Origin of the sequence: Acrocarpospora catenulata (assembly GCF_018476525.1) — a bacterium.
Classification (GTDB): domain Bacteria; phylum Actinomycetota; class Actinomycetes; order Streptosporangiales; family Streptosporangiaceae; genus Acrocarpospora; species Acrocarpospora catenulata.
The window spans coordinates 48,527-71,199 of sequence record NZ_JAHCST010000007.1 but is presented as its reverse complement, the minus strand read 5'-3'; the positions used below and the strand labels follow the sequence as shown (position 1 = coordinate 71,199).

The 22,673-nt window shown below is 74.0% G+C and carries 1 protein-coding gene (cut by a window edge); it reads left to right on the top strand.

The window, feature by feature from the left end; genetic code table 11:
• A protein-coding gene (locus tag KIP79_RS09210) for a type I polyketide synthase (RefSeq protein WP_214104281.1) crosses the window boundary here: on the top strand, positions 1-22,673 show its 3' portion. 5,332 nt of this gene lie to the left of the window's left edge; 22,673 of the gene's 28,005 nt are visible here — the last part of the coding sequence; its start codon lies beyond the left edge, outside the window; it ends in the stop codon at positions 22,671-22,673.

Below are 22,673 nucleotides of genomic sequence, written 5' to 3'. Positions count from 1 at the left end.
TGAGCTGCCGCTACCCGGGCGGCGTCGCCTCGCCGGAGGACCTGTGGCGGCTGGTGGCCGAGGGTCGTGACGCGATCACGGAATTCCCGGCCAATCGTGGCTGGGACCTGGCCGGGCTCTACCATCCGGACGCCGACCACCCGGGCGGCTCGTACACCAGACAGGGCGGTTTCCTGCACGACGCGGCGGAGTTCGACGCGGACTTCTTCGGGATGAGCCCGCGGGAGGCCATGGCGACGGACCCGCAGCAGCGACTGCTGCTGGAGACCTCGTGGGAAGCGGTCGAGCGGGCCGGAATCGACCCGGTCACGCTGCGGGGCAGCCGGACGGGCGTGTTCGCCGGGGTGATGTACACCGACTACAGCGGCATGCTCGGCGCGGAGGAGTTCGAGGGCTACCGGGGCACCGGAACCGCCGCGAGCGTCGTCTCCGGACGGGTGTCCTACACCCTGGGCCTGGAGGGCCCGGCCGTGACGGTCGACACCGCCTGCTCGTCCTCGCTGGTCGCGGTGCATCTGGCGACGCAGGCGCTGCTCTCGGGTGAATGTACGCTCGCGCTGGCCGGCGGTGTGACCGTGATGGCCACGCCCGGGGCGTTCGTGGAGTTCTCCCGGCAGCGGGGGCTGTCCCCGGACGGGCGGTGCAAATCGTTCGCGGACCGCGCGGACGGGGTGAGCTGGGCCGAAGGCGTCGGGGTGCTGGTGCTGGAGCGCCTGTCGGACGCCCGGCGCAACGGTCACCAGGTGCTCGCCGTGGTGCGCGGATCGGCGATCAACCAGGACGGCGCCTCCAACGGGCTGACCGCGCCGAACGGCCCCTCCCAGCGGCGGGTGATCCGCCAGGCCCTGGCCGGAGCGCGGCTTTCCCCGTCCGAGGTGGACGTGGTGGAGGGGCACGGGACCGGGACCACCCTGGGGGATCCGATCGAGGCGCAGGCGCTGCTGGCCACCTACGGCCGGGACCGGCCGGAAGGGCCGCTGCTGCTCGGGTCGATCAAGTCGAACATCGGCCACACGCAGGCGGCGGCGGGTGTCGCGGGCGTGATCAAGATGATCATGGCCATGCGGTACGGCATCGTGCCCAAGACCCTGCACGTTGACACGCCGTCCACGCACGTGGACTGGTCCTCGGGCGCGGTGGAACTGCTGACCCAGGCGCGGGAGTGGCCGGAGACCGGGCACCCCCGCCGGGCCGCCGTGTCGTCGTTCGGCTTCAGCGGCACTAACGCCCACCTGATCATCGAGCAGGACACCGAGCAGGACACCGTCGAGCGGACGCCGCCGATGGCGGGCCTGCCGCTGCCGGTCTCGGGCAGGACCGAGCAGGCGGTCCGGGAGCAGGCCGCGCGGCTGCTGGCCCACCTGGAAGACCGTCCCGAGGCGGATCTGGCCGACGTGGCGTTCTCGCTGGCGACCACCCGTTCCCCGTTCGAGCACCGGGCCGCGGTGCCGGCCGAGGACCGTGCCGGGGTATTGGCCGGGTTGCGGGCACTGGCCACCGGCCAGACGGCACCGGGAGTCGTACGCGGCCGGGCCAAGGACGACCAGAAGACGGCGTTCCTCTTCACCGGCCAGGGCGCTCAGCGAGTGGGCATGGGCCTGGAGACCTACGAGCGGTTCCCGGTGTTCGCCGAGGCCCTAGACGGTGTGCTCGCGGCGCTGGACCCCCATCTGGACCGTCCGCTGCGGGAGGCGTTGTTCTCCGACGCCGAGCTGCTCGACCGTACGGCGTACACGCAGCCGGCGCTGTTCGCCCTGGAAGTCGCGCTGTACCGGCTGGTGGAGTCGTGGGGCGTGCGCCCGGACGCGCTGGCGGGGCACTCGATCGGGGAACTCGTCGCGGCGCACGTCGCAGGCGTGTTGACGCTGGAGGACGCCTGCGCGCTGGTGGCCGCGCGGGGCCGGTTGATGCAGGCGCTCCCGGCCGGCGGCGCGATGGTCGCGATCCAGGCCGCCGAGGAGGAGGTCCTGGAGTCGCTGGCCGGGCGCGAGGACGAGGTGTCCATCGCGGCGGTCAACGGCCCGGCGTCGGTGGTGATCGCCGGAGCCGAGCCCGCGGTGCTGGAGGTCGCCGCGGAGTGGGCCGCCCGGGAGCGCAGGACCAAGCGGCTGCGGGTGTCGCACGCGTTCCATTCACCGCTGATGGAGCCGATGCTCGCGGAGTTCCAGGCGGTCGCCGAGACGGTCGCCTACCAACCCCCGCGGATCCCGGTCATCTCCAACGTGACCGGCGAATTCGCCACCGACGAACTGTGCTCACCGGCCTACTGGGTGCGGCACGTGCGGGAGGCGGTCCGGTTCCGCGACGGCGTACGGGAGCTGCATCGGGCGGGCATGACCGCGTTCCTGGAGCTCGGCCCCGACGGCGTGCTGACCGCGATGGCCCTGGACTCCCTGCCCGACGAGGCGGACGCGCTGCTGCTTCCCGTGCTGCGCGGCGACCGCGACGAGAGCACCGCCCTCATGACCGCGCTGGCCGAACTGCACGTGAACGGCGTGCACGTCGACTGGCCGGCCCTGCTTCCCGAGGCCCGTCGGGTGGACCTGCCGACGTACCCGTTCCAGCATGAGTTGTTCTGGCCGGAGCCGGTGCCCGCCGCGAACGACGCCGTCGCCGATCCGGCGGACGCGCGGCTCTGGGACGCGGTCGAGCGCGGCGACGCCGGAGACGTGGCCGCGATCCTTGGCCTGGGTAACGAGCACTCCTCCTCGCTGGACACCCTGCTCCCGGCCTTGTCGTCGTGGCGGCGGAGCCGGGGGGAGGCGTCGACGCTCGACTCCTGGCGCTACCTGGTCGAGTGGAAGCCCCGCCGTACGCCTCCGCTCGCCGTACTGGCGGGCACCTGGCTGGTGGTGACCGCGGCCGGGATCGTGGACGGCGACGTGGTCGCCGCGCTGGACGGCCACGGGGCACAGGTGGAGCGGCTCCTGCTGGAAGGGACGGACGACCGCGCGTCGCTCGCCGCCCGGCTCCGTGAGCTGGGCGAGATCTCCGGCGTGGTGTCGATGCTCGCGTCGGCGGAAGCGCCGGTCGCGGACGGTGGCGCGGTGCCGGGCGGTTTCGCGCTCACGGTCGCGCTCCTGCAGGCGCTCGGTGACGCGGAGATCGACGCGCCGCTGTGGTGTCTCACCCGCGGCGCCGTGTCCGCCGCTCCCGGGGACAGGGTGGCGAGCCCGGTCCAGGCGCAGGTGTGGGGCATGGGCCGCGTGGCCGCCTTGGAGCACCCGAAGCGGTGGGGCGGCCTGGTCGACCTGCCCGAAATCGTCGCCGGGCGTACCGCGGCGGGCCTGGCGAGCGTGCTGGCGGGCCTGGACGGCGAGGACCAGGTGGCGGTGCGGGCGTCGGGTGTGTTCGGCCGGCGGCTGCGGCGTCGTCCGGTCACTCCCGATCCGGTCGGCTCGGCAGGCGCGACCGGCGGGACCGTGCTTGTCACCGGTGGGACGGGCGCCCTCGGCGCGGCCACCGCGCGGTGGCTGGCGCGTGGTGGCGCCGCGCATCTCGTGCTGACCAGCCGGCGCGGCATGGACGCCCCGGGCGCGGCCGAGCTGCGGGACGAACTGCTCGCACTGGGCGCCCAGGCGAGCATCGTCGCCTGCGACGTGGCCGATCGCGAGGCGCTGGCCGGCGTGCTGGCCGCGATCCCGGCCGAGCACCCGCTCACCGGGGTCGTTCACGTGGCCGGCGTGGGCCAGGCCGTCGCGCCCCTTGAGCAGGCGGACGCCGCCGAGTTCGCCGAAGTGATGACGGCGAAGGTGGCCGGTGCCGCCAACCTGGACGCCCTGCTCGGAGAACTCGACTTCTTCGTACTGTTCTCTTCGATAGCCGGGATGTGGGGCAGCGCGGGGCAGGGCGCTTACGCGGCCGCCAACGCCTACCTCGACGCGCTGGCCGAGCACCGGCGTGCGCGAGGTCTCGCCGCCACGTCGGTGGCCTGGGGTGCGTGGGCCGAAGCCGGCCTGGCCGTGGGCGACACCGACACCACGGCGGACACCATGGCCGACTACCTGGTCAGACGCGGGCTGGCCCTGCTGCCGCCCGGCCTCGCCATCAGAGAGCTGAGCCGGGCCGTCAGCGGCGCGGACGCGGTGGTGACGGTCGCGGACGTCGACTGGGACCGGTTCTATCCCATCTTCACCTCGGCCCGGCCCAGCCACCTGTTCAGCGACCTCCCGGAGGTCCGGGCACAGCTCGCGAGCACGAACAGGACAGCGACCTCCGGCGACCCCGAGTTCGTCACGCGGCTGCGGCAGCTCACCGAGAAGGAGCAGCGGCGCAGTCTGCTGGAGCTGGTACGCGCCGAGGTGGCGGCCGTGCTGCGGCACGCCTCAGCCGAGGCGGTCTCCGAGCGGCGCGCCTTCCGCGAGATGGGGTTCGACTCGCTGACCGCGGTGGAACTGAGAAAGCGGCTGGTGGGGGCGACCGGCCTGGCCTTGCCGAGCACGCTGGTGTTCGATCACCCGAACCCGGCCGCGCTGGTGGAGTTCCTCCGGTCGCAGGTCGTGGGCCCGGCGGACGCGGACGTCACCGGGGTCCCGGCAGCCGCCCACACCGACGAACCGATCGCGATCATCGGGATGGCCTGCCGTTTCCCCGGCGGCGTCGGCTCCCCCGAACAGCTGTGGGAACTGGTGACCGGCGAGGTCGACGCGATCTCCGGATTCCCCGCCGACCGGGGCTGGGACACGGCAGGGCTCTACGACCCCGACCCCGATCACTCCGGCACGACGTACTCCGTCGAAGGGGGGTTCCTGCACGACGCCGGCGACTTCGACCCCGGATTCTTCGGGATCTCACCACGCGAGGCGCTGACCATGGACCCGCAGCAGCGGCTGCTGCTGGAGACCGCGTGGGAGGCCATCGAGCGGGCCGGGATCGCCCCCTCGTCGCTGCACGGCAGCACGACCGGCACGTTCATCGGCTCCAGCTACCAGGAGTACGGCTCGGCCGCCGCCGACGCCGAGGGACACCAGGTCACCGGCTCCAGCCCGAGCATCCTGTCCGGCCGGTTGTCGTACGTACTCGGCCTGGAAGGGCCCGCGGTCACGGTCGACACGGCGTGCTCGTCGTCGCTGGTGGCGCTGCACCTGGCCTGCCAGTCGCTGCGCAACGGTGAGAGCTCCCTCGCCCTGGCGGGCGGTGCGACGGTGATGACCACCCCGGCCGCCTTCGTGGCTTTCAGCCGCCAGCGGGCGCTGGCCGCCGACGGCCGGTGCAAGGCGTTCTCCGACGCCGCCGACGGGATGAGCCTGGCGGAAGGCGTCGGCCTGCTCCTGGTGGAGCGGCTGTCCGACGCGCGGCGCAACGGCCACCCGATCCTCGCGGTGGTGCGCGGTTCCGCGATGAACCAGGACGGCGCGTCCAACGGGCTGACCGCGCCCAACGGCCCCTCCCAGCAGCGGGTGATCCAGCACGCCCTGGCAAGCGCGCGGCTGTCCCCGTCCGAGGTCGACGCGATCGACGCGCACGGCACGGGTACGGCCCTGGGCGACCCCATCGAGGCCCAGGCCCTACTCGCCACGTACGGGCAGGGCCGGGAGCACCCGCTCCTGCTCGGGTCGATCAAGTCGAACATCGGCCACACCCAGTCCGCGGCGGGCGTGGCGAGCGTCATCAAGATGGTCATGGCCCTGCGGCACGGCCTGCTGCCGAAGACGTTGGGGGTGGGCACGCCGTCGGCGCACGTGGACTGGACGGCGGGCGCGGTCGAACTGCTCACCGAGGCCACGCCGTGGCCGGAGACCGGACGGCCGCGCCGGGCCGCCGTGTCCTCCTTCGGGATCAGCGGCACCAACGCCCACACGATCCTGGAACAGGCGCCGGCCACGGCGGAACCGGCCGACGCCGATGCCGCCACTCCCGGGACGGTGCCGTGGGTGGTGTCGGCCCGGACGGCGGAGGCGCTGCGCGCGCAGGCGCGGCGGCTGGCCGACCACGGCGTGCTGAACCCGGTCGATGTGGGCTTCTCACTGGTGACGTCGAGATCGGTGTTCGAGCACCGCGCGGTCGCGGTGGGCGATGACGGCGACGCGCTCCGCGCCGCCGTCCAGGCCGTGGCCGCAGGCGAGCCGGCGCCGGGCGTGGTCCAGGGCACGGCGGATGTCGAGGGCAGAACGGTCTTCGTGTTCCCTGGGCAGGGCGCGCAGTGGGCGGGTATGGGCGCCCGGCTGCTTGAGCAGTCCCCGGTGTTCGCCGAGTGCGTCGCCGAGTGCGGACTGGCCCTGAGCCGGTACGTCGAGTGGTCGCTGCTGGACGTGCTGCGCCAGGCGGAGGGCGCGCCGTCGCTGGACCGGGTGGACGTCGTGCAGCCGGTGTCGTTCGCGGTGATGGTCTCGCTGGCGGCGATGTGGCGTGCGCACGGGGTCGAGCCCGACGCGGTGATCGGGCATTCCCAGGGCGAGATCGCCGCCGCCTGCGTGGCGGGCGCGCTGTCGCTGGACGACGCCGCCCGAGTGGTGGCGGTGCGCAGCCAGGCCATCGCGCGGCGGCTGGCCGGCGCCGGCGGGATGATGTCGATCTCGCTGCCGGTGTCGGACGTCGAGGAGCGGCTGCGCCCCTGGGACGAGCGGATCTCGATCGCGGCGGTGAACGGACCGCGTACGGTCGTGGTGGGCGGCGATCCCGGCGCGCTCGACGAACTGGCGCGGCGGCTGACCGAGGAGGGCGTGCGGTCCCGGCGGGTCGCGGTCGACTACGCGTCGCACTCGGCCCACGTCGAGCCGCTCCAGAACGAGCTGCCACAGGCCCTGTCGGCGATCCGGCCGCAGCGGGCCGAGGTGCCGTTCCTGTCCACGGTGACCGAGGACTGGCTGGACGGGACGGAACTGGACGCGGACTACTGGTACCGCAACCTGCGGCGGACCGTCCGCTTCGAACCCGCCGTGCGCCGCCTGCTGGACACGGGGCACCGGGCGTTCATCGAGGTCAGCCCGCACCCGGTGCTGACGGGCGCGATCCAGGAGACGGCCGAGGACGCCGGTGGGAGCACGGTCATCGCCGGGACGCTGCGCCGCGACCAGGGCGGCGCGGAGCGCTTCCTGACCTCCCTGGCGGAGGTGTTCGTGCGCGGCGTGCCGGTCGACTGGCGAGCCGCCTTCGACGGCACGGGCGCCCGCCCGGTGGAGCTGCCGACGTACGCCTTCCAGCGTGAGCGGCTCTGGATAAAGCGCGCGGAGGCGCCGACGGGCGCGACGGACCCGGCGGACGAGCGGTTCTGGGCGGCGGTGGGACAGGAGGACCTGGACTCGCTGGCCGCGGAACTGGACGTGGACACACCGACGCTGGCCGAGGTGGTGCCCGCGCTGTCCGCCTGGCGTCGCAGGCAACGGGCACGGTCCACCGTCGACTCCTGGCGCTACCGCGTCGTGTGGCGACCGGTGACCGATCTCGCCGCCGCCTCCCTGTCGGGCACCTGGCTGCTCGTCACCACGGAGGGCGTCGCGGACGAGGACGTCGCCGACGCGCTCACCGCGCACGGCGGACAGGTCCGCAGGGTCGTGCTCGACGAGGCGTGCCTGGATCGCGCTGTGCTGACCGGCGTGCTGCGCCGGCAGGAGCACGTCTCCGGTGTGGTGTCCCTGCTGGCCCTGGCCGAACAGCCCACCGAACGCCACCCGGAGCTGGCCACCGGCCTGGCGCTGACCGTCGCGCTCGTCCAGGCCCTGGGCGACGCGGACATCGACGCGCCGCTGTGGTGCCTCACCCGCGGCGCGGTCTCCACCGGCCGGTCCGATCAGGTGACCAACCCCGTCCAGGCACAGGTCCACGGCGTGGGCTGGACGGCCGCACTGGAGCACCCTCGACGGTGGGGCGGCCTGATCGACCTCCCCGGGACGCTCGACCAGCGCGCGGCGCGGCGCCTGGCGAGCGTCCTCGGGGCCGGTGGCGAGGATCAACTGGCGATCCGGCCCTCCGGCGTGTTCACCCGGCGGGTGGTGCCGTCGCCGGCGGACCGGGAGCCGATGGCCGGGTGGACGCCACGCGGGACCACCCTGGTGACCGGAGGCACCGGAACGCTCGCCCCGCACGTGGCCCGCTGGATCGCGGCCCAGGGAGCCGAGCACCTGGTGCTGGTCAGCCGCAGCGGCATGGACGCCCCCGGCGCGGCCGAGCTGGTGGCTGAGCTGAACGAGCTCGGCACGACCGCCACGGTGGCGGCGTGCGACGTGTCCGACCGCGACTCGCTCGCCGCCCTGCTCGCCCGGTTGCGGGCGGAGGGCCACACCGTCCGTACGGTGGTGCACGCCGCCGCCTCCATCCAGCTGCACACCCTGCAGGACACGGGCATCGAGGCGTTCGCCGAGGTGGTGCGGGCCAAGGTCATGGGCGCCCGCCACCTGGACGAACTGCTGGACGACGAGCTCGACGCCTTCGTGCTGTTCTCCTCGACGGCGGGGATGTGGGGCAGCGGGCGACACGCGGCGTACGTCGCGGGCAACGCCTTCCTCGGCGCGCTGGCGGAGAACCGGCGCGCCCGCGGGCTGCCGGCCACCTCGATCTCGTGGGGCATCTGGTCGGACGACCGCGAGCTCGGGCGGGTCGATCCCGAGCAGATCCGGCGCAGCGGTCTCGTGTTCATGGAGCCGGACCTGGCACTCGAAGGGTTCCGGCACGCGCTGACCGGCCAGGAGTCCGTGCTGGCGATCGCCGACATCGACTGGGAGCGGTACTTCCCGGTCTTCACCTCCGTACGGCCGAGCCGGCTGTTCAGCGAGGTGCCCGCCGTACGGCGGCTGGCCGAGACCGCCGAGCGGTCGGTCGGCGCCCCGGGCGCGGGGGAGTTCGCCACCCGGCTGCGCGGGCTGCCCGCGGCCGAGCGGGACCGCCTGCTGCTGGAGCTGGTGCGCGCCCAGGCGGCGACCGTGCTCGGGCACGCCTCAGCCGACGCCCTCGCCGAGCGGCGTGCCTTCCGTGACCTGGGTTTCGACTCGGTGACCGCGGTCGACCTGCGCAACCGGCTGGTCGCCGCCACGGGCCTGACCCTGCCGAGCACGCTGGTGTTCGACCACCCGAACCTGGCGGCGTTGGCGGAGTTCCTGCGCGCTGAGATCGCCGGGGCCGAACCGGCGTCTGTGGCCGGCCCGGCGCGGGCCGGCTCGGACGAGCCGATCGCGATCATCGGGATGGCCTGCCGCTACCCGGGCGGGGTCCGCTCGCCGGAGCAGCTGTGGCAGATCGTGGTCGACGGAGTGGACGCGATCTCCGAGTTCCCCGGCGACCGCGGCTGGGATGCCGAAGGACTCTACGACCCCGACCCGAGCCGGACCGGGAAGACGTACTCCACGCGGGGCGGCTTCCTCTACGACACGGCGGAGTTCGACGCGGACTTCTTCGGGATCTCGCCCCGCGAGGCGCTGGCGATGGATCCGCAGCACCGGCTGGTGCTGGAGACGGCGTGGGAAGCCGTCGAGCGGGCCGGGATCGCCCCGTCGTCGCTGCGCGGCAGCGTGACCGGCACCTTCATCGGCTCCAGTTACCAGGACTACGGTCAGGCGATGGCCGGCCAGGGGGACGGCCTGGAAGGCCACCTGGTCACCGGCACCGTCCCGAGCGTGCTGTCCGGCCGGGTGTCGTACCTGTTCGGGCTGGAGGGCCCGGCCGTCACGATGGACACGGCGTGCTCGTCGTCGCTGGTGGCGCTGCACCTGGCCTGCCAGTCGCTGCGCGACGGTGAGAGCTCGCTGGCGCTGGCCGGTGGGGTGACCGTGATGTCCACCCCCGACGCCTTCATCGGGTTCAGCCGGCAGCGGGCCATGGCCCCCGACGGCCGCTGCAAGGCGTACTCCGATTCGGCGGACGGGATGAGCCTGGCCGAGGGGGTCGGCCTGCTGCTGGTGGAGCGGCTGTCCGACGCCGAGCGCAACGGGCACCCGATCCTCGCGGTCATCCGCGGGTCGGCGATCAACCAGGACGGCGCCTCCAACGGGCTGACCGCGCCGAGCGGGCTGGCGCAGCAGCGAGTGATCAGGCAGGCGCTGGCCAACGCCGGGGTCTCACCGGCGGAGGTCGACGCCGTGGAGGGACACGGGACCGGCACGGCGCTGGGGGACCCGATCGAGGCGCGGGCGCTGCTCGCGACCTACGGCCAGGAGCGGCATCGCCCGCTGCTGCTGGGGTCGGTCAAGTCCAACATCGGGCACGCCCAGATGGCCTCCGGCGTGGCCGGAGTGATCAAGATGGTCATGGCCATGCGGCACGGCCTGCTGCCCAAGACGCTGCACGTGGACACGCCGTCGTCGCACGTGGACTGGTCCACCGGCGCCATCGAGCTGCTCACGGAGTCGAGGGAATGGGTGCGCGCCGGACACCCGCGCCGGGCCGCGGTGTCCTCGTTCGGGCTCAGCGGCACCAACGCCCACGCGGTGCTGGAGGAGGCGCCGCCCGCGGCCGCACGGGTGCGGTCGGCTGAGCCGGTCGTCGTCCCCGTGCTGGTGTCGGGCAAGGACGCGCAGGCCCTGAGCGCCCAGGCGGAACAGCTGCTGTCCCTGCTCGCGGAGTCCGCCGAGCTCCACCTCACGGACGTCGCGTTCTCCCTGGCGACCACGCGGTCGCACCTCGACGAACGCGCGGCGCTGGTCGGACGGGACCGCGAGGAGATCGTCGACGGCCTGCGGGCGCTGGCCGAAGGCACCGGCGTTCAGGGAGCCGTCGTCCGCGGTTCCCTGGCCTACATGTTCACCGGCCAGGGCGGCCAGCGCGCGGAGATGGGCCGCGACCTGTACGGCCGCTTCCCGGCCTTCGCCGACGCGCTCGACGAGGTGCTGTCCCACCTGGACGCGCACCTGGACCGCCCGCTGCGGGAGGTGCTGTTCGCCCCGGCCGGTACGGCTGACGCCGCCCTGCTGGACGAGACGGGCTACACCCAACCGGCGCTGTTCGCCTTCCAGGTGGCCGTGTTCCGCCTGCTGGAGTCCTGGGGCATCAGGCCCGGCCACCTCATGGGGCATTCGGTCGGGGAGATCGCCGCGGCGCATGTCGCGGGCGTGCTGTCCCTGCCGGACGCCTGCGTCCTGGTGGCCGCCCGCGCCCGGCTGATGCAGGCGCTGCCCACGGGCGGGGCGATGGCCGCCGTCCAGGCCGGCGAGGCGGAGGTGCTCCCGCTGCTGGCCGGGCGCGAGGATCAGGTGTCGATCGCGGCGGTCAACAGCCCGGCCTCGCTGGTCGTGTCCGGCGAGGAGGACGCCGTCCTGGAGATCGCCGCGCACTTCACGGCCGAAGGGCGCATGACCAAACGGCTGCAGGTCTCCCATGCCTTCCATTCCCCGCGGATGGACGCCATGCTCGACGACTTCCGCCGGGTCGCGCGCGGCCTGTCGTACGCGCCGCCGGAGATCCCGATCGTGTCGAACGTGACCGGCGAGCCGGCGACCGCGGAGCGGCTCTGCTCGCCGGACTACTGGGTGGAGCACATCCGGCGGCCGGTCCGCTTCGGCGACGGCGTGCGCTGCCTGGCCGAGCAGGGCGTCGTCACGTTCCTCGAACTGGGCCCCGACGCCGTGCTCACGGCCATGGCCGCCGACTGTCTCACCGACCGCCCCGGCGTCCAGACGGTCCCCGTGGCGCGCCGGAAACAGGCCGAGGAGCAGGCCGTCACGGCGGCGGTGGCCCGGCTGCACGTCCGTGGCGTCGAGGTGGACTGGCGAGCGTTCTTCGGCGGAACCGGCGCCGAGGCGGTCGACCTGCCGACGTACGCCTTCCAGCGTCGGCGGTTCTGGCCGGACGCCAGGGTGGTTGCTACACCCGCGACTTCCGATGCCGTGGACGGCTGGCGGTACCGGTCCGTCTGGAAGCCGTTGCCCTGGCCCGCGTACACCGCGTCGTCGCCGCATGCCCGGTTGCTCGTGGTGGTGCCGGCGGAGCTGGCGGGTGAGGAGTGGCTGACCTCGCTGGGCGCGGAGGCCGACCGGATCGAGGTCGGCGAACCCGATCGGGCGGCGCTGGCCGCGCGGCTGGGGGAGCTGTGCTCCGCAGGACCCCGGCCCCTCGGGATCCTGTCGCTGCTGGCCCTGGACGAGCGGGACCTGGCAGAACATCCAGGGGTTCCCAGCGGTCTGGCGCTGACGGTCACGCTGGCGCAGGCACTCGGCGACGCCGAGATCGAAGCGCCCTTGTGGTGCGTGACCCGCGGCGCGGTGTCGGTGGGGCGCTCGGAACAGGTGTCCCGGCCGGTGCAGTCCGCCGTGTGGGGTCTCGGCCGGTCCGTGGCGCTGGAGCAGCCGCGGCTGTGGGGCGGGCTCGTCGACCTGCCCGAGGACCTCGACTCCGTCACGATCTCCCGCCTGGTCGACGTGCTGTCCGGCCTGAAGGGCGAGGACCAGCTCGCCGTACGCCCCTCGGGGGTCTTCGGCCGCCGCCTGGTGCACGCTCCGCTCGGCGGAGACCTCGCCGAGGGAGACGCCGAGCTGTTCGGCGAAGGCACCGTACTGATCACGGGCGGCACCGGTGGTCTAGGGGCGCAGGTCGCCCGCTGGGCGGCCGGCGCCGGTGCCGCGCACGTCCTGCTGGTCGGCCGACGCGGACTGGACGCGCCGGGCGCGGCCGAGCTGCGGGACGAGCTGACCACCCTCGGCACCCAGGTCAGCGTCGTGGCCTGCGACGTCGCGGACCGCGACGCCGTGGCCGCGATGCTCGCCGGGATCCCGGGGGATCTGCCCCTGACCGCGGTCTTCCACGCGGCGGGCGTGGTCGACGACGGGGTGCTGGACGGCATGACGCTGGAACGCCTCTCCACGGTCCTGCGGTCCAAGGCGGTCGGCGCGCTCAACCTGCACGAGCTGACCGAGCATCTGGACCTGTCGGCGTTCGTGCTTTTCTCGTCCTCGTCCGCCACCTTCGGCTCACCGGGGCAGGCCAACTACGCGGCCGCGAACGCCATGCTCGACGCGCTGGCGGAGCACCGGCGGGCGAAAGGGCTCGCGGCGACGTCGATCGCCTGGGGGCCGTGGGCCGGGTCCGGCATGGCGGTGGACGACGTCGTGGCGAACCGGCTGCGCCGGGCCGGCCTGCGGATGCTGGCCCCGGACCTGGCGATCCGCGCGTTGAAGCGGGCGATGAAGCACGGCGACACGACGCTGACCGTCGCGGACGTCGACTGGTCCCGATTCGTCGGCGCCTTCGCGGCGGTCCGGAACAACCCGCTGGTGAGCGACCTGCCGGAGGTCGCCGGGGTCATGGGCACCGGGGCGGACCCCGTCGGCACGGCGGAGCCGGCGTTCCGGCGGCGGCTGGCCGATCTGTCCCCCGCCGAGCAGGGCCGGGCCGTCCTGGACCTGCTGCGCGGCATGGTGGCCAAGGTGCTTGGACACGCCGGCGCCGACGGCGTAGCGCCGGACCGCCCGTTCAGGGATCTGGGCTTCGACTCGCTGACCACCGTCGAGCTGCGCAACGCGCTGGCGGCGGCGACGGGGCTGACCCTGCCCGCGACGCTGCTGTTCGACTATCCCGCCCCGAGCGTGCTGGCGGACTTCCTGCTGGGCGAGCTGTCCGGCACGAGGTCGGCCGCCCAGGTCCCGGTTGTACGGGCCCAGGCCGACGACGGCGATCCCATCGTGATCGTCGGCATGAGCTGCCGGTTCCCCGGCGGGGTGAGCTCCCCCGAGGATCTGTGGCGGCTGCTGGCGGACGGCGGGGACGCCATCTCCTCCTTCCCCGACGACCGGGGATGGGACCTGGAGGCGCTCGCCGGGGGGATGTCGTCCACGAACATGGGCGGGTTCCTCAGCGACGCGACCGAGTTCGACGCCGAGTTCTTCGGGATCTCACCACGCGAGGCGCTGGCGATGGACCCGCAGCAGCGTCTGGTCCTCGAAGCGTCCTGGGAGGCGCTCGAACGGGCCGGCATCGACCCCGCGGGTCTGCGCGGCGGCGACGCCGGAGTCTTCGTGGGCACCAACGGCCAGGACTACGTCGCCGTGCTCAAGGGATCGGACGCGGATGTGCGGGGCCACGTGGCCACGGGTACCACCGCGAGTGTCATCTCCGGGCGGCTGTCCTACACGCTGGGTCTTGAGGGTCCCGCCATCACCGTCGACACCGCGTGCTCGTCCTCCCTGGTCGCCCTGCACTGGGCCACCCTGGCCCTGCGCGGCGGCGAATGCTCGCTGGCGCTCGCGGGCGGCGTGTCGGTGATGTCGAGCCCGGACTCGCTCGTCGAGTTCAGCGTCCAGGGGGGTCTGGCTCCCGACGGGCGGTGCAAGGCGTTCTCCGACACGGCGGACGGCACGGGCTGGTCCGAAGGGGTCGGCATGCTCGTGCTCGAACGCCTCTCGGACGCCAGGAACAACGGCCATCCGATCCTCGCCGTCGTACGCGGGTCGGCGATCAACCAGGACGGCGCGTCCAACGGCCTCACCGCGCCGAACGGCCCGTCGCAGCAGCGGGTGATCCGTCAGGCCCTGGCCGCGGCGGGGCTGTCACCGGCCGAGGTCGACGCGGTCGAGGCGCACGGCACCGGTACGGCGCTCGGCGACCCGATCGAGGCCCAGGCCCTGCTCGCGACCTACGGCCAGGAGCGGGATCACCCGCTGTGGCTGGGGTCGATCAAGTCCAACCTCGGCCACACGCAGGCGGCGGCGGGCGCCGCCGGTGTGATCAAGATGGTGCTCGCCATGCGGCACGGCCTGCTGCCCAGGACGTTGCACGTCGAGGTGCCGTCCTCGCATGTGGACTGGACGTCCGGGGCCGTCGAGCCGCTGACCGAGGCCCGGGAGTGGTCGCGGAACGGCCGACCGCTGCGGGCCGGCGTCTCCGCCTTCGGGATCAGCGGCACCAACGCCCACGTCATCATCGAGCAGGCGCTCCCGGAAGAGCGGTCCGACGAGCATGGCCATCGCAAGCCGTCCGGGGTCGTGCCGTGGGTCGTCTCCGGCCGCACCCAGGAGGCGCTGCGAGCCCAGGTCGAGCAGGTTCTGGCCGCCACGCGCGACCTCGACCCGGTGGATGTCGGCTACTCGCTGACGAGCAGGTCGATGTTCCGGCACCGCGCGGTGCTGCTGGCCGGCGCCGACGGAGTGACGGAGATCGCGCGGGGCGAGGCCGCCGCCGTCGTGGGCGGGTCGGCGATGCTGTTCACCGGTCAGGGCTCCCAGCGCCCCGGCATGGGCCGGGAGCTGTATGACCGGTTCCCGGTGTTCGCGCAGGCGCTCGACGCGGTGCTCGCGCAGCTCGACGTCGAGCTGGACCGCCCGCTGCGGACGATCCTGTTCGCCGAACCGGGCTCGCCCGAGGCGGAGCTGATCGACCAGACGCAGTGGACGCAGCCCGCGCTGTTCGCGATCGAGGTGGCCCTGTTCCGCCTGGCGGAGTCGTGGGGGCTGCGGCCCGACCTGGTGGCCGGGCACTCGATCGGCGAGATCGCCGCGGCGCACGTCGCCGGTGTGCTGACGCTGGCGGACGCGTGCACCCTGGTCGCCGCCCGGGGCCGCCTGATGCAGGCGCTACCGGCCGGGGGCGCGATGTTCTCCGTCCAGGCCACCGAGGACGAGGTACGCCCGACGCTCGCCGGGCGCGAGCACGAGGTGTCGATCGCCGCGATCAACGGGCCGTCGGCCGTCGTGATCGCGGGCGCGGAGGGGGCGGTCACCGAGATCGCAACCCGGTTCGCGGCACTCGAGCGTAAGACCACCCGGCTGACCGTCAGCCACGCATTCCACTCCCCCCTGATGGACCCCATGCTGGAGGAATTCCGGCAAGCCGTCCGAGGGCTACGGTTCTCGCCGCCGGCCATCCCGATCGTCTCCAACCTGACGGGCGAGCCGGCCGCCGTCGAGCGGATCTGCTCACCCGACTACTGGGTCGACCACGTCCGGGAGGCGGTCCGCTTCGCCGACTGCGTACGCACCCTGCGCGGTAAGGGAGTGAGCACGTTCATCGAGCTCGGCCCGGACGGCGTGCTGTCCGCGATGACGCAGTACTGCCTCGCGGGTGACGGCTCCGAGGCCGGGACGCTGGTGGTGCCGGTGCTGCGGAAGGACCGGGGCGAGGAGGAGTCGGTCGTGGACGCGCTGGCCCGGCTCCATGTCCACGGGCTGCCGGTGGACTGGGGATCCCTCTTCACCGGATACGGCGCACGCCGGGTCGACCTGCCCACGTACGCGTTCCAGCGGCGTCGGTTCTGGCCGGAGGCCGTCGCCCCGGCCGGCCTGGCGCAGGACCCGGTGGACGCCGAGTTCTGGGCCGCGATCGAGCGTGCCGACCTGGCGTCTGTGGCGGCCACGCTGGAACTGGAGGCGGACTCGCTCTCGACAGTGGTGCCCGCCCTGTCGACTTGGCGCCGCTCGCGCCGGGAGCGCACGCTCGTGGACTCCTGGCGGTACCAGGTGGCGTGGAAGCCCCTGGCCGCCCTGCCCTCCGGCAGCCCGTCCGGGAGGTGGCTGGTAGCCGTCCCGGCCGGTCGGTTCGAGGACGGGCAGTGGGCTGAGGTGCTCGACGCCCTTCCGGGCCCCGATGCGCTGGTGCGTTTCGAGGTCACGCATGCCGACCGCACGAGGCTGGCCGCACAGCTCGCCGAACTGCTCGGGCCGGAAGCGGACGGACAGGCACCGGCCGGCGTGATCTCCCTGCTGGCGCTCGCGGGAACGGACACAGCCGATCTGCCCGGGGTGGCGTTGACGACCGCCCTCGTGCAGGCACTGGGCGACGCCGGTGTCCACGCGCCGCTGTGGTGCCTCACCCAAGGCGCGGTGTCCGTGGGCCGCTCCGATTCGCCGCCGAACCCGGGTCAGGCCGCAGTCTGGGGCCTTGGCCGGGTGGCCGCGCTGGAGCATCCGCAGCGCTGGGGCGGCATGATCGACCTGCCTGAGACGATCGACCGGCGGGCCGTCGCCCGGCTGGCCGCGATGCTGGCCGGCGGACCTGACGGCGAGAGCGAGATCGCCCTGCGCGCCTCCGGAGTGTTCGGTCGCCGGGTCGTCCAGGCCCCGGCAGAGGATGCCGGACGGTCGTGGCGGCCACGCGGCACGGTGCTGGTCGCCGGGGACACGGGAATCTCCGGCGAGCGCATCGCCCGATGGCTGGCCGACGCGGGCGCCGAGCGGGTGGTGCTGGCCGGGCGCCCCGGCCCGGCGGAGTCCGCGGACCCGGATCCCCGCGTGACGATCTGGCACTGCGACCTGGCGGATCGGGAGGCGCTGTCCGCCCTGCTCGTGGAGTACCCGCCGGACGCGGTCGTGTACGCCGACGAACCGCCGGCCGCCGCCCTCCTGGACGGAGCCGAGCCCGCGGACCTGGCCGCGGCCGCCGCGGCGCACGTCGCGGGCGCGGCGAACCTGAACTGCCTGCTGACGGACTGGGACCTGGACGCGTTCGTCGTGTTCTGCTCGCTGTCCGGTGTCTGGGGCCTCGCCGGCCGTGCGGTCGCGGCCGCCGCGGAGGAGGTCAGGAACGCGCTGGTCGAGGCGCGCCGGGCGCGAGGTGCGGCGGGGACGGCCGTGTTCTGGTCGGCCTGGGCGGACAGCGGCGTGATCACCGCCAACGGAATGGACCTGCACCTGCGGCTGAACGGGCTGCCCGCCCTGGCGCCGGAGCTCGCGCTCAGCGCCCTGGGCCGGGTCGTCGCGAGCGGAGAGAGCGCGGTGACGGTCGCCGAGGTGGCATGGGACCTGTTCACCCCGGCCTTCCTCGCGCTGCGGCCGACACCGCTGCTGGACGAGCTGCCGCAGGCCCGGCAGGCGAGGGCGGCGGCGAACGGCGAGGCCCGCGACGGCGAACCCGCGCTCCGGGAACGTCTGCTCGGGCTGCCGGCGGCCGAGCGAACCGGGCTCGTCCTCGACCTGGTGACGACCAAGGCGGCCGCCGTTCTCGGGCACGCGGACGGCGGCGCGATCGAGGCCGACCGGGCCTTCCGCGACTTCGGGTTCGACTCGCTCACCGCGGTCGACCTGCGCAACCAGCTCAAGGCCGAGACCGGGCTCACCCTGCCGGCCACGCTCGTCTTCGACCATCCGACACCGGAGGAACTCGCCGAGCACCTGGTGGGACAGCTGCTCGGGGAGCAGGGCCCGCGCGAGGAGACCGGGGCGGGCACGCGGGCGCCCGTTCCGGCCGTGCTCTCCGACGACCCGATCGTCATCGTCGGCATGAGCTGCCGGTATCCGGGCGGCGTCCGCTCGCCGGAGGACCTGTGGCGGCTGGTCGGCGACGGGGTGGACGCGATCGGCCCGTTCCCCGTGGACCGGCACTGGGATCTCGCCGTCCTGTCCGGCGGCGACTCCGGCGGACGTGGCCGCAGCGCGGCCGCCGGTGGTGGGTTCCTCTACAACGTCGCCGACTTCGACCCGGGCTTCTTCGGCATCCCGCCCCGTGAGGCGATGGTGATGGACCCCCAGCAGCGGCTGGTCCTGGAGGCGGCCTGGGAGGCGTTCGAACGCGCCGGTGTCGACCCGGCCGGCCTGCGGGGCGGCGAGGTGGGCGTCTACGTCGGCGCCACCAGCGGCGACTACCAACCGCCCCGCGACCATCAGGGCCACGCGCAGACCGCTCAGGCGGCCAGCGTGATCTCCGGCCGGCTGTCCTACGCCCTCGGCCTGGTGGGGCCCGCGGTGACCGTGGACACCGCCTGCTCCTCCTCGCTGGTGGCGTTGCATCTGGCCGCCCAGGCGCTGCGGTCCGGTGAGTGCTCGCTGGCTCTGGCGGGCGGGGTCACCGTGATGTCCACCCCGGTGGGATTCGTCGAGTTCGGCGAGATGGGGGCGCTGTCCCCGGACGGCCGGTGCAAGGCGTTCTCCGACGCCGCCGACGGCACGGGCTGGGCGGAGGGCGTCGGCATGCTCGTGGTCGAACGGCTGTCGGACGCCCGGCGCAACGGCCATCGCGTGCTCGCGATCCTGCGCGGTTCCGCCGTCAACCAGGACGGCGCGTCCAACGGGTTCACCGCGCCGAGCGGCCCCTCGCAGCGCAGGGTGATCCACCGTGCCCTCGCCGCCGCCGGTCTCGCCCCCTCGGACGTGGACGTGCTGGAGGCCCACGGCACGGGTACGAAGCTGGGCGACCCGATCGAGGCCCAGGCCCTGCTGGAGACCTACGGTCAGAACCGCGAGCGGCCGGCGCTGCTCGGGTCGGTCAAGTCCAACATCGGTCACACGCAGGCGGCGGCGGGCGTCGCCGGAGTGATCAAGATGGTCATGGCGATCAGGCACGGCGTCGCGCCGAAGACGCTGCACGTGGACGAACCGTCCTCGCATGTGGACTGGTCGGCCGGCGCGGTGGAACTGCTGACCGAGGCCAGGCCGTGGCCGGACGCCGGACGCCCGCGCCGTGCCGGGATCTCGTCCTTCGGAGCCACCGGCACGAACTCCCATGTGATCATCGAGGAGGCGGGTCCCACCGATCCGGCCGCCGTACCGGAGGCGTCGGACCCTGGCCTCCTGCCGGTCCCGCTGTCGGCCACTAACCCGGACGCGGTGCGGGCGCAGGCGCGACGCCTGCTCGACCACCTCGCCGAGCACCCCGAGCTCGGCCTGGCCGATCTCGCGTTCTCCCTGGCCACCACCCGGTCGAGCTTCCGGCAGCGGCTCGCCGTACTGGCCGGGAGCCGCGAGGAGCTGGTGGACGGCCTGACCGCGGCCGCGGACGGCAGCCCGGCGCCCCACGTGATCGAGGGCCGGGCAGGACGACCGGGCAAGACGGCGTTCCTGTTCACCGGCCAGGGCGCCCAGCGGGCCGGGATGGGCCGCGAACTCTACGACCGGTTCCCGGTCTTCGCCGACGCGCTCGACGCCGTGCTGGCACATCTGGACGTGCGGCTGGACCGGCCGCTGCGGGAGATCATGTTCGCCTCGGCGGACACGCCCGAAGCCGGGCTGCTCGACCAGACCGGCTGGACCCAGCCGGCGCTGTTCGCGGTCGAGGTGGCCCTGTTCCGCCTGCTCGAGTCGTGGCGTCTCACCCCGGACGTGCTGATCGGGCACTCGGTTGGCGAGCTGGCCGCGGCGCACCTCGCGGGCGTGCTGTCACTCGAAGACGCCTGCGCGCTGGTGGCGGCCCGGGCCACGCTCATGCAGCGGCTCCCCGCCGGTGGCGCGATGGTCGCCGTCCAGGCAGCCGAGGACGAGGTCGCGGAACTCCTGGCCGGGCGCGAGCACGAGGTCTCCCTGGCCGCGGTCAACGGCCCGGAGTCGGTGGTGATCGCGGGAGTCGAGTCCGCGGTGCTCGACCTGGCGGGCACGCTGGAGGAGCGCGGACGCAAGACGCGGCGGCTGCGGGTCTCGCACGCGTTCCATTCACCGCTCATGGACCCGATGCTGGCGGACTTCCGGGCGGTCGCCGAACGGCTCGCCTACGCGCCGCCGCGCATCCCCGTGATCTCGAACGTGACCGGCGCACCCGCCACGGACGAGCTGTGCTCGCCGGACTACTGGGTGGAGCACGTGCGCAGGACCATCCGGTTCGCCGACGGGATCCGCTCGGCGCACGAGGCCGGGGTGACCCGCTACGTCGAGATCGGCCCCGACGGCACGCTGACCGCGATGGCCGGCGACACCCTCCCCCCGGAGGCCGAGGTCGAGCTGGCCCCCCTGCTGCGCAGGCACCGCGACGAGCACGAGGCGGTCGTCACCGCGCTCGCCCGGCTGCACGTGCACGGGATGAGCCCGGACTGGACCGCCGTCTTCGCCGGCACCGGCGCCAGGCCCGTGGACCTGCCGACGTACGCGTTCCAGCACGAGCGGTTCTGGCCGGCGCCGGCGCTGTCGTCGCGGCACGGCGAGGGGGGCCCGAGGTCCGCCACCGACGGCTGGCGGTACCGGATCGCCTGGCAGCCCCTCGCCGGCGACGGCGCGGAAACGCCTGGCCGGACCGCGGCGAGCGGCCCCTGGCTGGTCGTGCTTCCCGAGGAACAGGCGGCGGACGCCTGGACGGACGCGGCGGTCGACGCGATCGGCGCCCTGGGCGCGGACGTCGTACGCCTGGAGCTGCCCGCCCTCACCGGCACACCCGAAGACCGGGCCGCTCTGGCCGAGCGCCTGCGCGCACACGCCGCGGCCTACAGCGGAGTGGTGTCGCTGCTGGCTCTGCGGGAATCCTCTTCTGACGCGGGAGTGCCCACGGGGCTCGTCCTGACGACCCTCCTCCTCCAGGCACTGGGCGACGCCGGGGTGGACGCGCCGCTGTGGTGCCTCACCCAGGGCGCGGTCGCGGCCGGTCCCGGCGATGTTCTGCGCAGCCCCGCACAGGCCGCCGTCTGGGGCCTCGGCCGGGTCGCCGCGCTGGAGCAGCCGCAGCGGTGGGGCGGCCTGATCGACCTGCCCGACAGCGTCGAGCGGGGCGCGGCGCGACGGCTGGCGAGCGTGCTGTCCGGGGAGGCAGGGGAGGATCAGGTCGCCCTCCGGCCTTCCGGCGCCTACGTCCGGCGGCTCGTGCAGGCGCTGCCCGGTCAGACCGGCGAGTGGGAGCCGCGGGGAACTGTACTGATCACCGGTGGCACCGGCGCGCTCGGCGGGCACCTGGCCCGCTGGCTGGCCAGGAACGGCGCCGAGCACCTGCTGCTGGTCAGCCGCCGGGGGATGGACGCCGACGGCGCCGCCGAGTTGCGGGACGAGCTGGCAGGGCTGGGAGCCCAGGTGACCGTGGCCGCCTGTGACGCGGCCGACCGGGGCGCGCTGGCCGCCGTGCTGGACGGCATTCCGGCGGAGTTCCCGCTCACCGCGGTGGTGCACGCCGCGGGCGTGGTCGACGACGGCGTGGTGGACGGTCTGACCCCCGAGCGGTTCGAGACGGTGTTCCGCGCCAAGGTGGGTTCGGCGGTCGTGCTGGACGAGCTGACCCAGGATCTGGATCTGCCGGTGTTCGTGCTGTTCTCGTCCGCTTCCGGAACGCTCGGCAGTATGGGCCAGGGCAACTACGCCGCCGCCAACGCGGTGCTGGACGCGCTGGCCGAGCGGCGGCGCGAGCGCGGGCTCGCGGCCACCTCGGTGGCGTGGGGCGCCTGGGCCGGCGGCGGCATGGCGGACGTGGCCGCGGCGCAGGAGGCGTCCCGGCGCCTGGGTGTGCGGCCGATGGACCCCGCGCTGGCGGTCTCCGCCCTGAGCGGCCTGGTCGCGGGCGGCGAACCGGTCGGCGTGGTCGCCGACATCGATCACGAGAGGTTCGTCCGGTCGTACACGGCTGGCCGGCCCAGCCGGTTGCTGCGTGAGCTGCCGCGCTACCGGGAGCTGACCGAGCTGAACGGCTCGGCGAACGAGCAGCCGGTGGCCGCGCTGCGGGACAGGCTGACCGGTCTTCCCGACGCCGAACGGCCTGGCGTGCTGCTCGACCTGCTGCGCGACCAGATCGCGATGGTCCTCGGGCATTCTTCCCGCAGGGCGATCGGCGCCGACCAGGCGTTCCGGGACCTCGGGTTCGACTCGCTCAGCGCGATCGAACTGCGCAACCGGCTCACGGCGGCGACGGCGCTGAAGCTGCCGCCCACGCTCGTCTTCGACTACCCGACTCCAGAGGCCCTGGCCGGTCACCTGATCGCCCAGCTTGTGCCGGAGACGGCCGGGATCTCGGGCGTGGACGAGGAGGAGGCGCGGGTCCGGGCGCTGTTCGCGTCGCTGTCCATGGCCCGGCTGCGGGAGATCGGCGTGCTGGACGCGCTGCTGCACCTGACCGACGGCCCTGCGACGGCGACCACCGACGACGCACTCGACTCGATGGGACTTGAGGAACTGGTACGCGCGGCCCTCGAGGGCGACCGATAG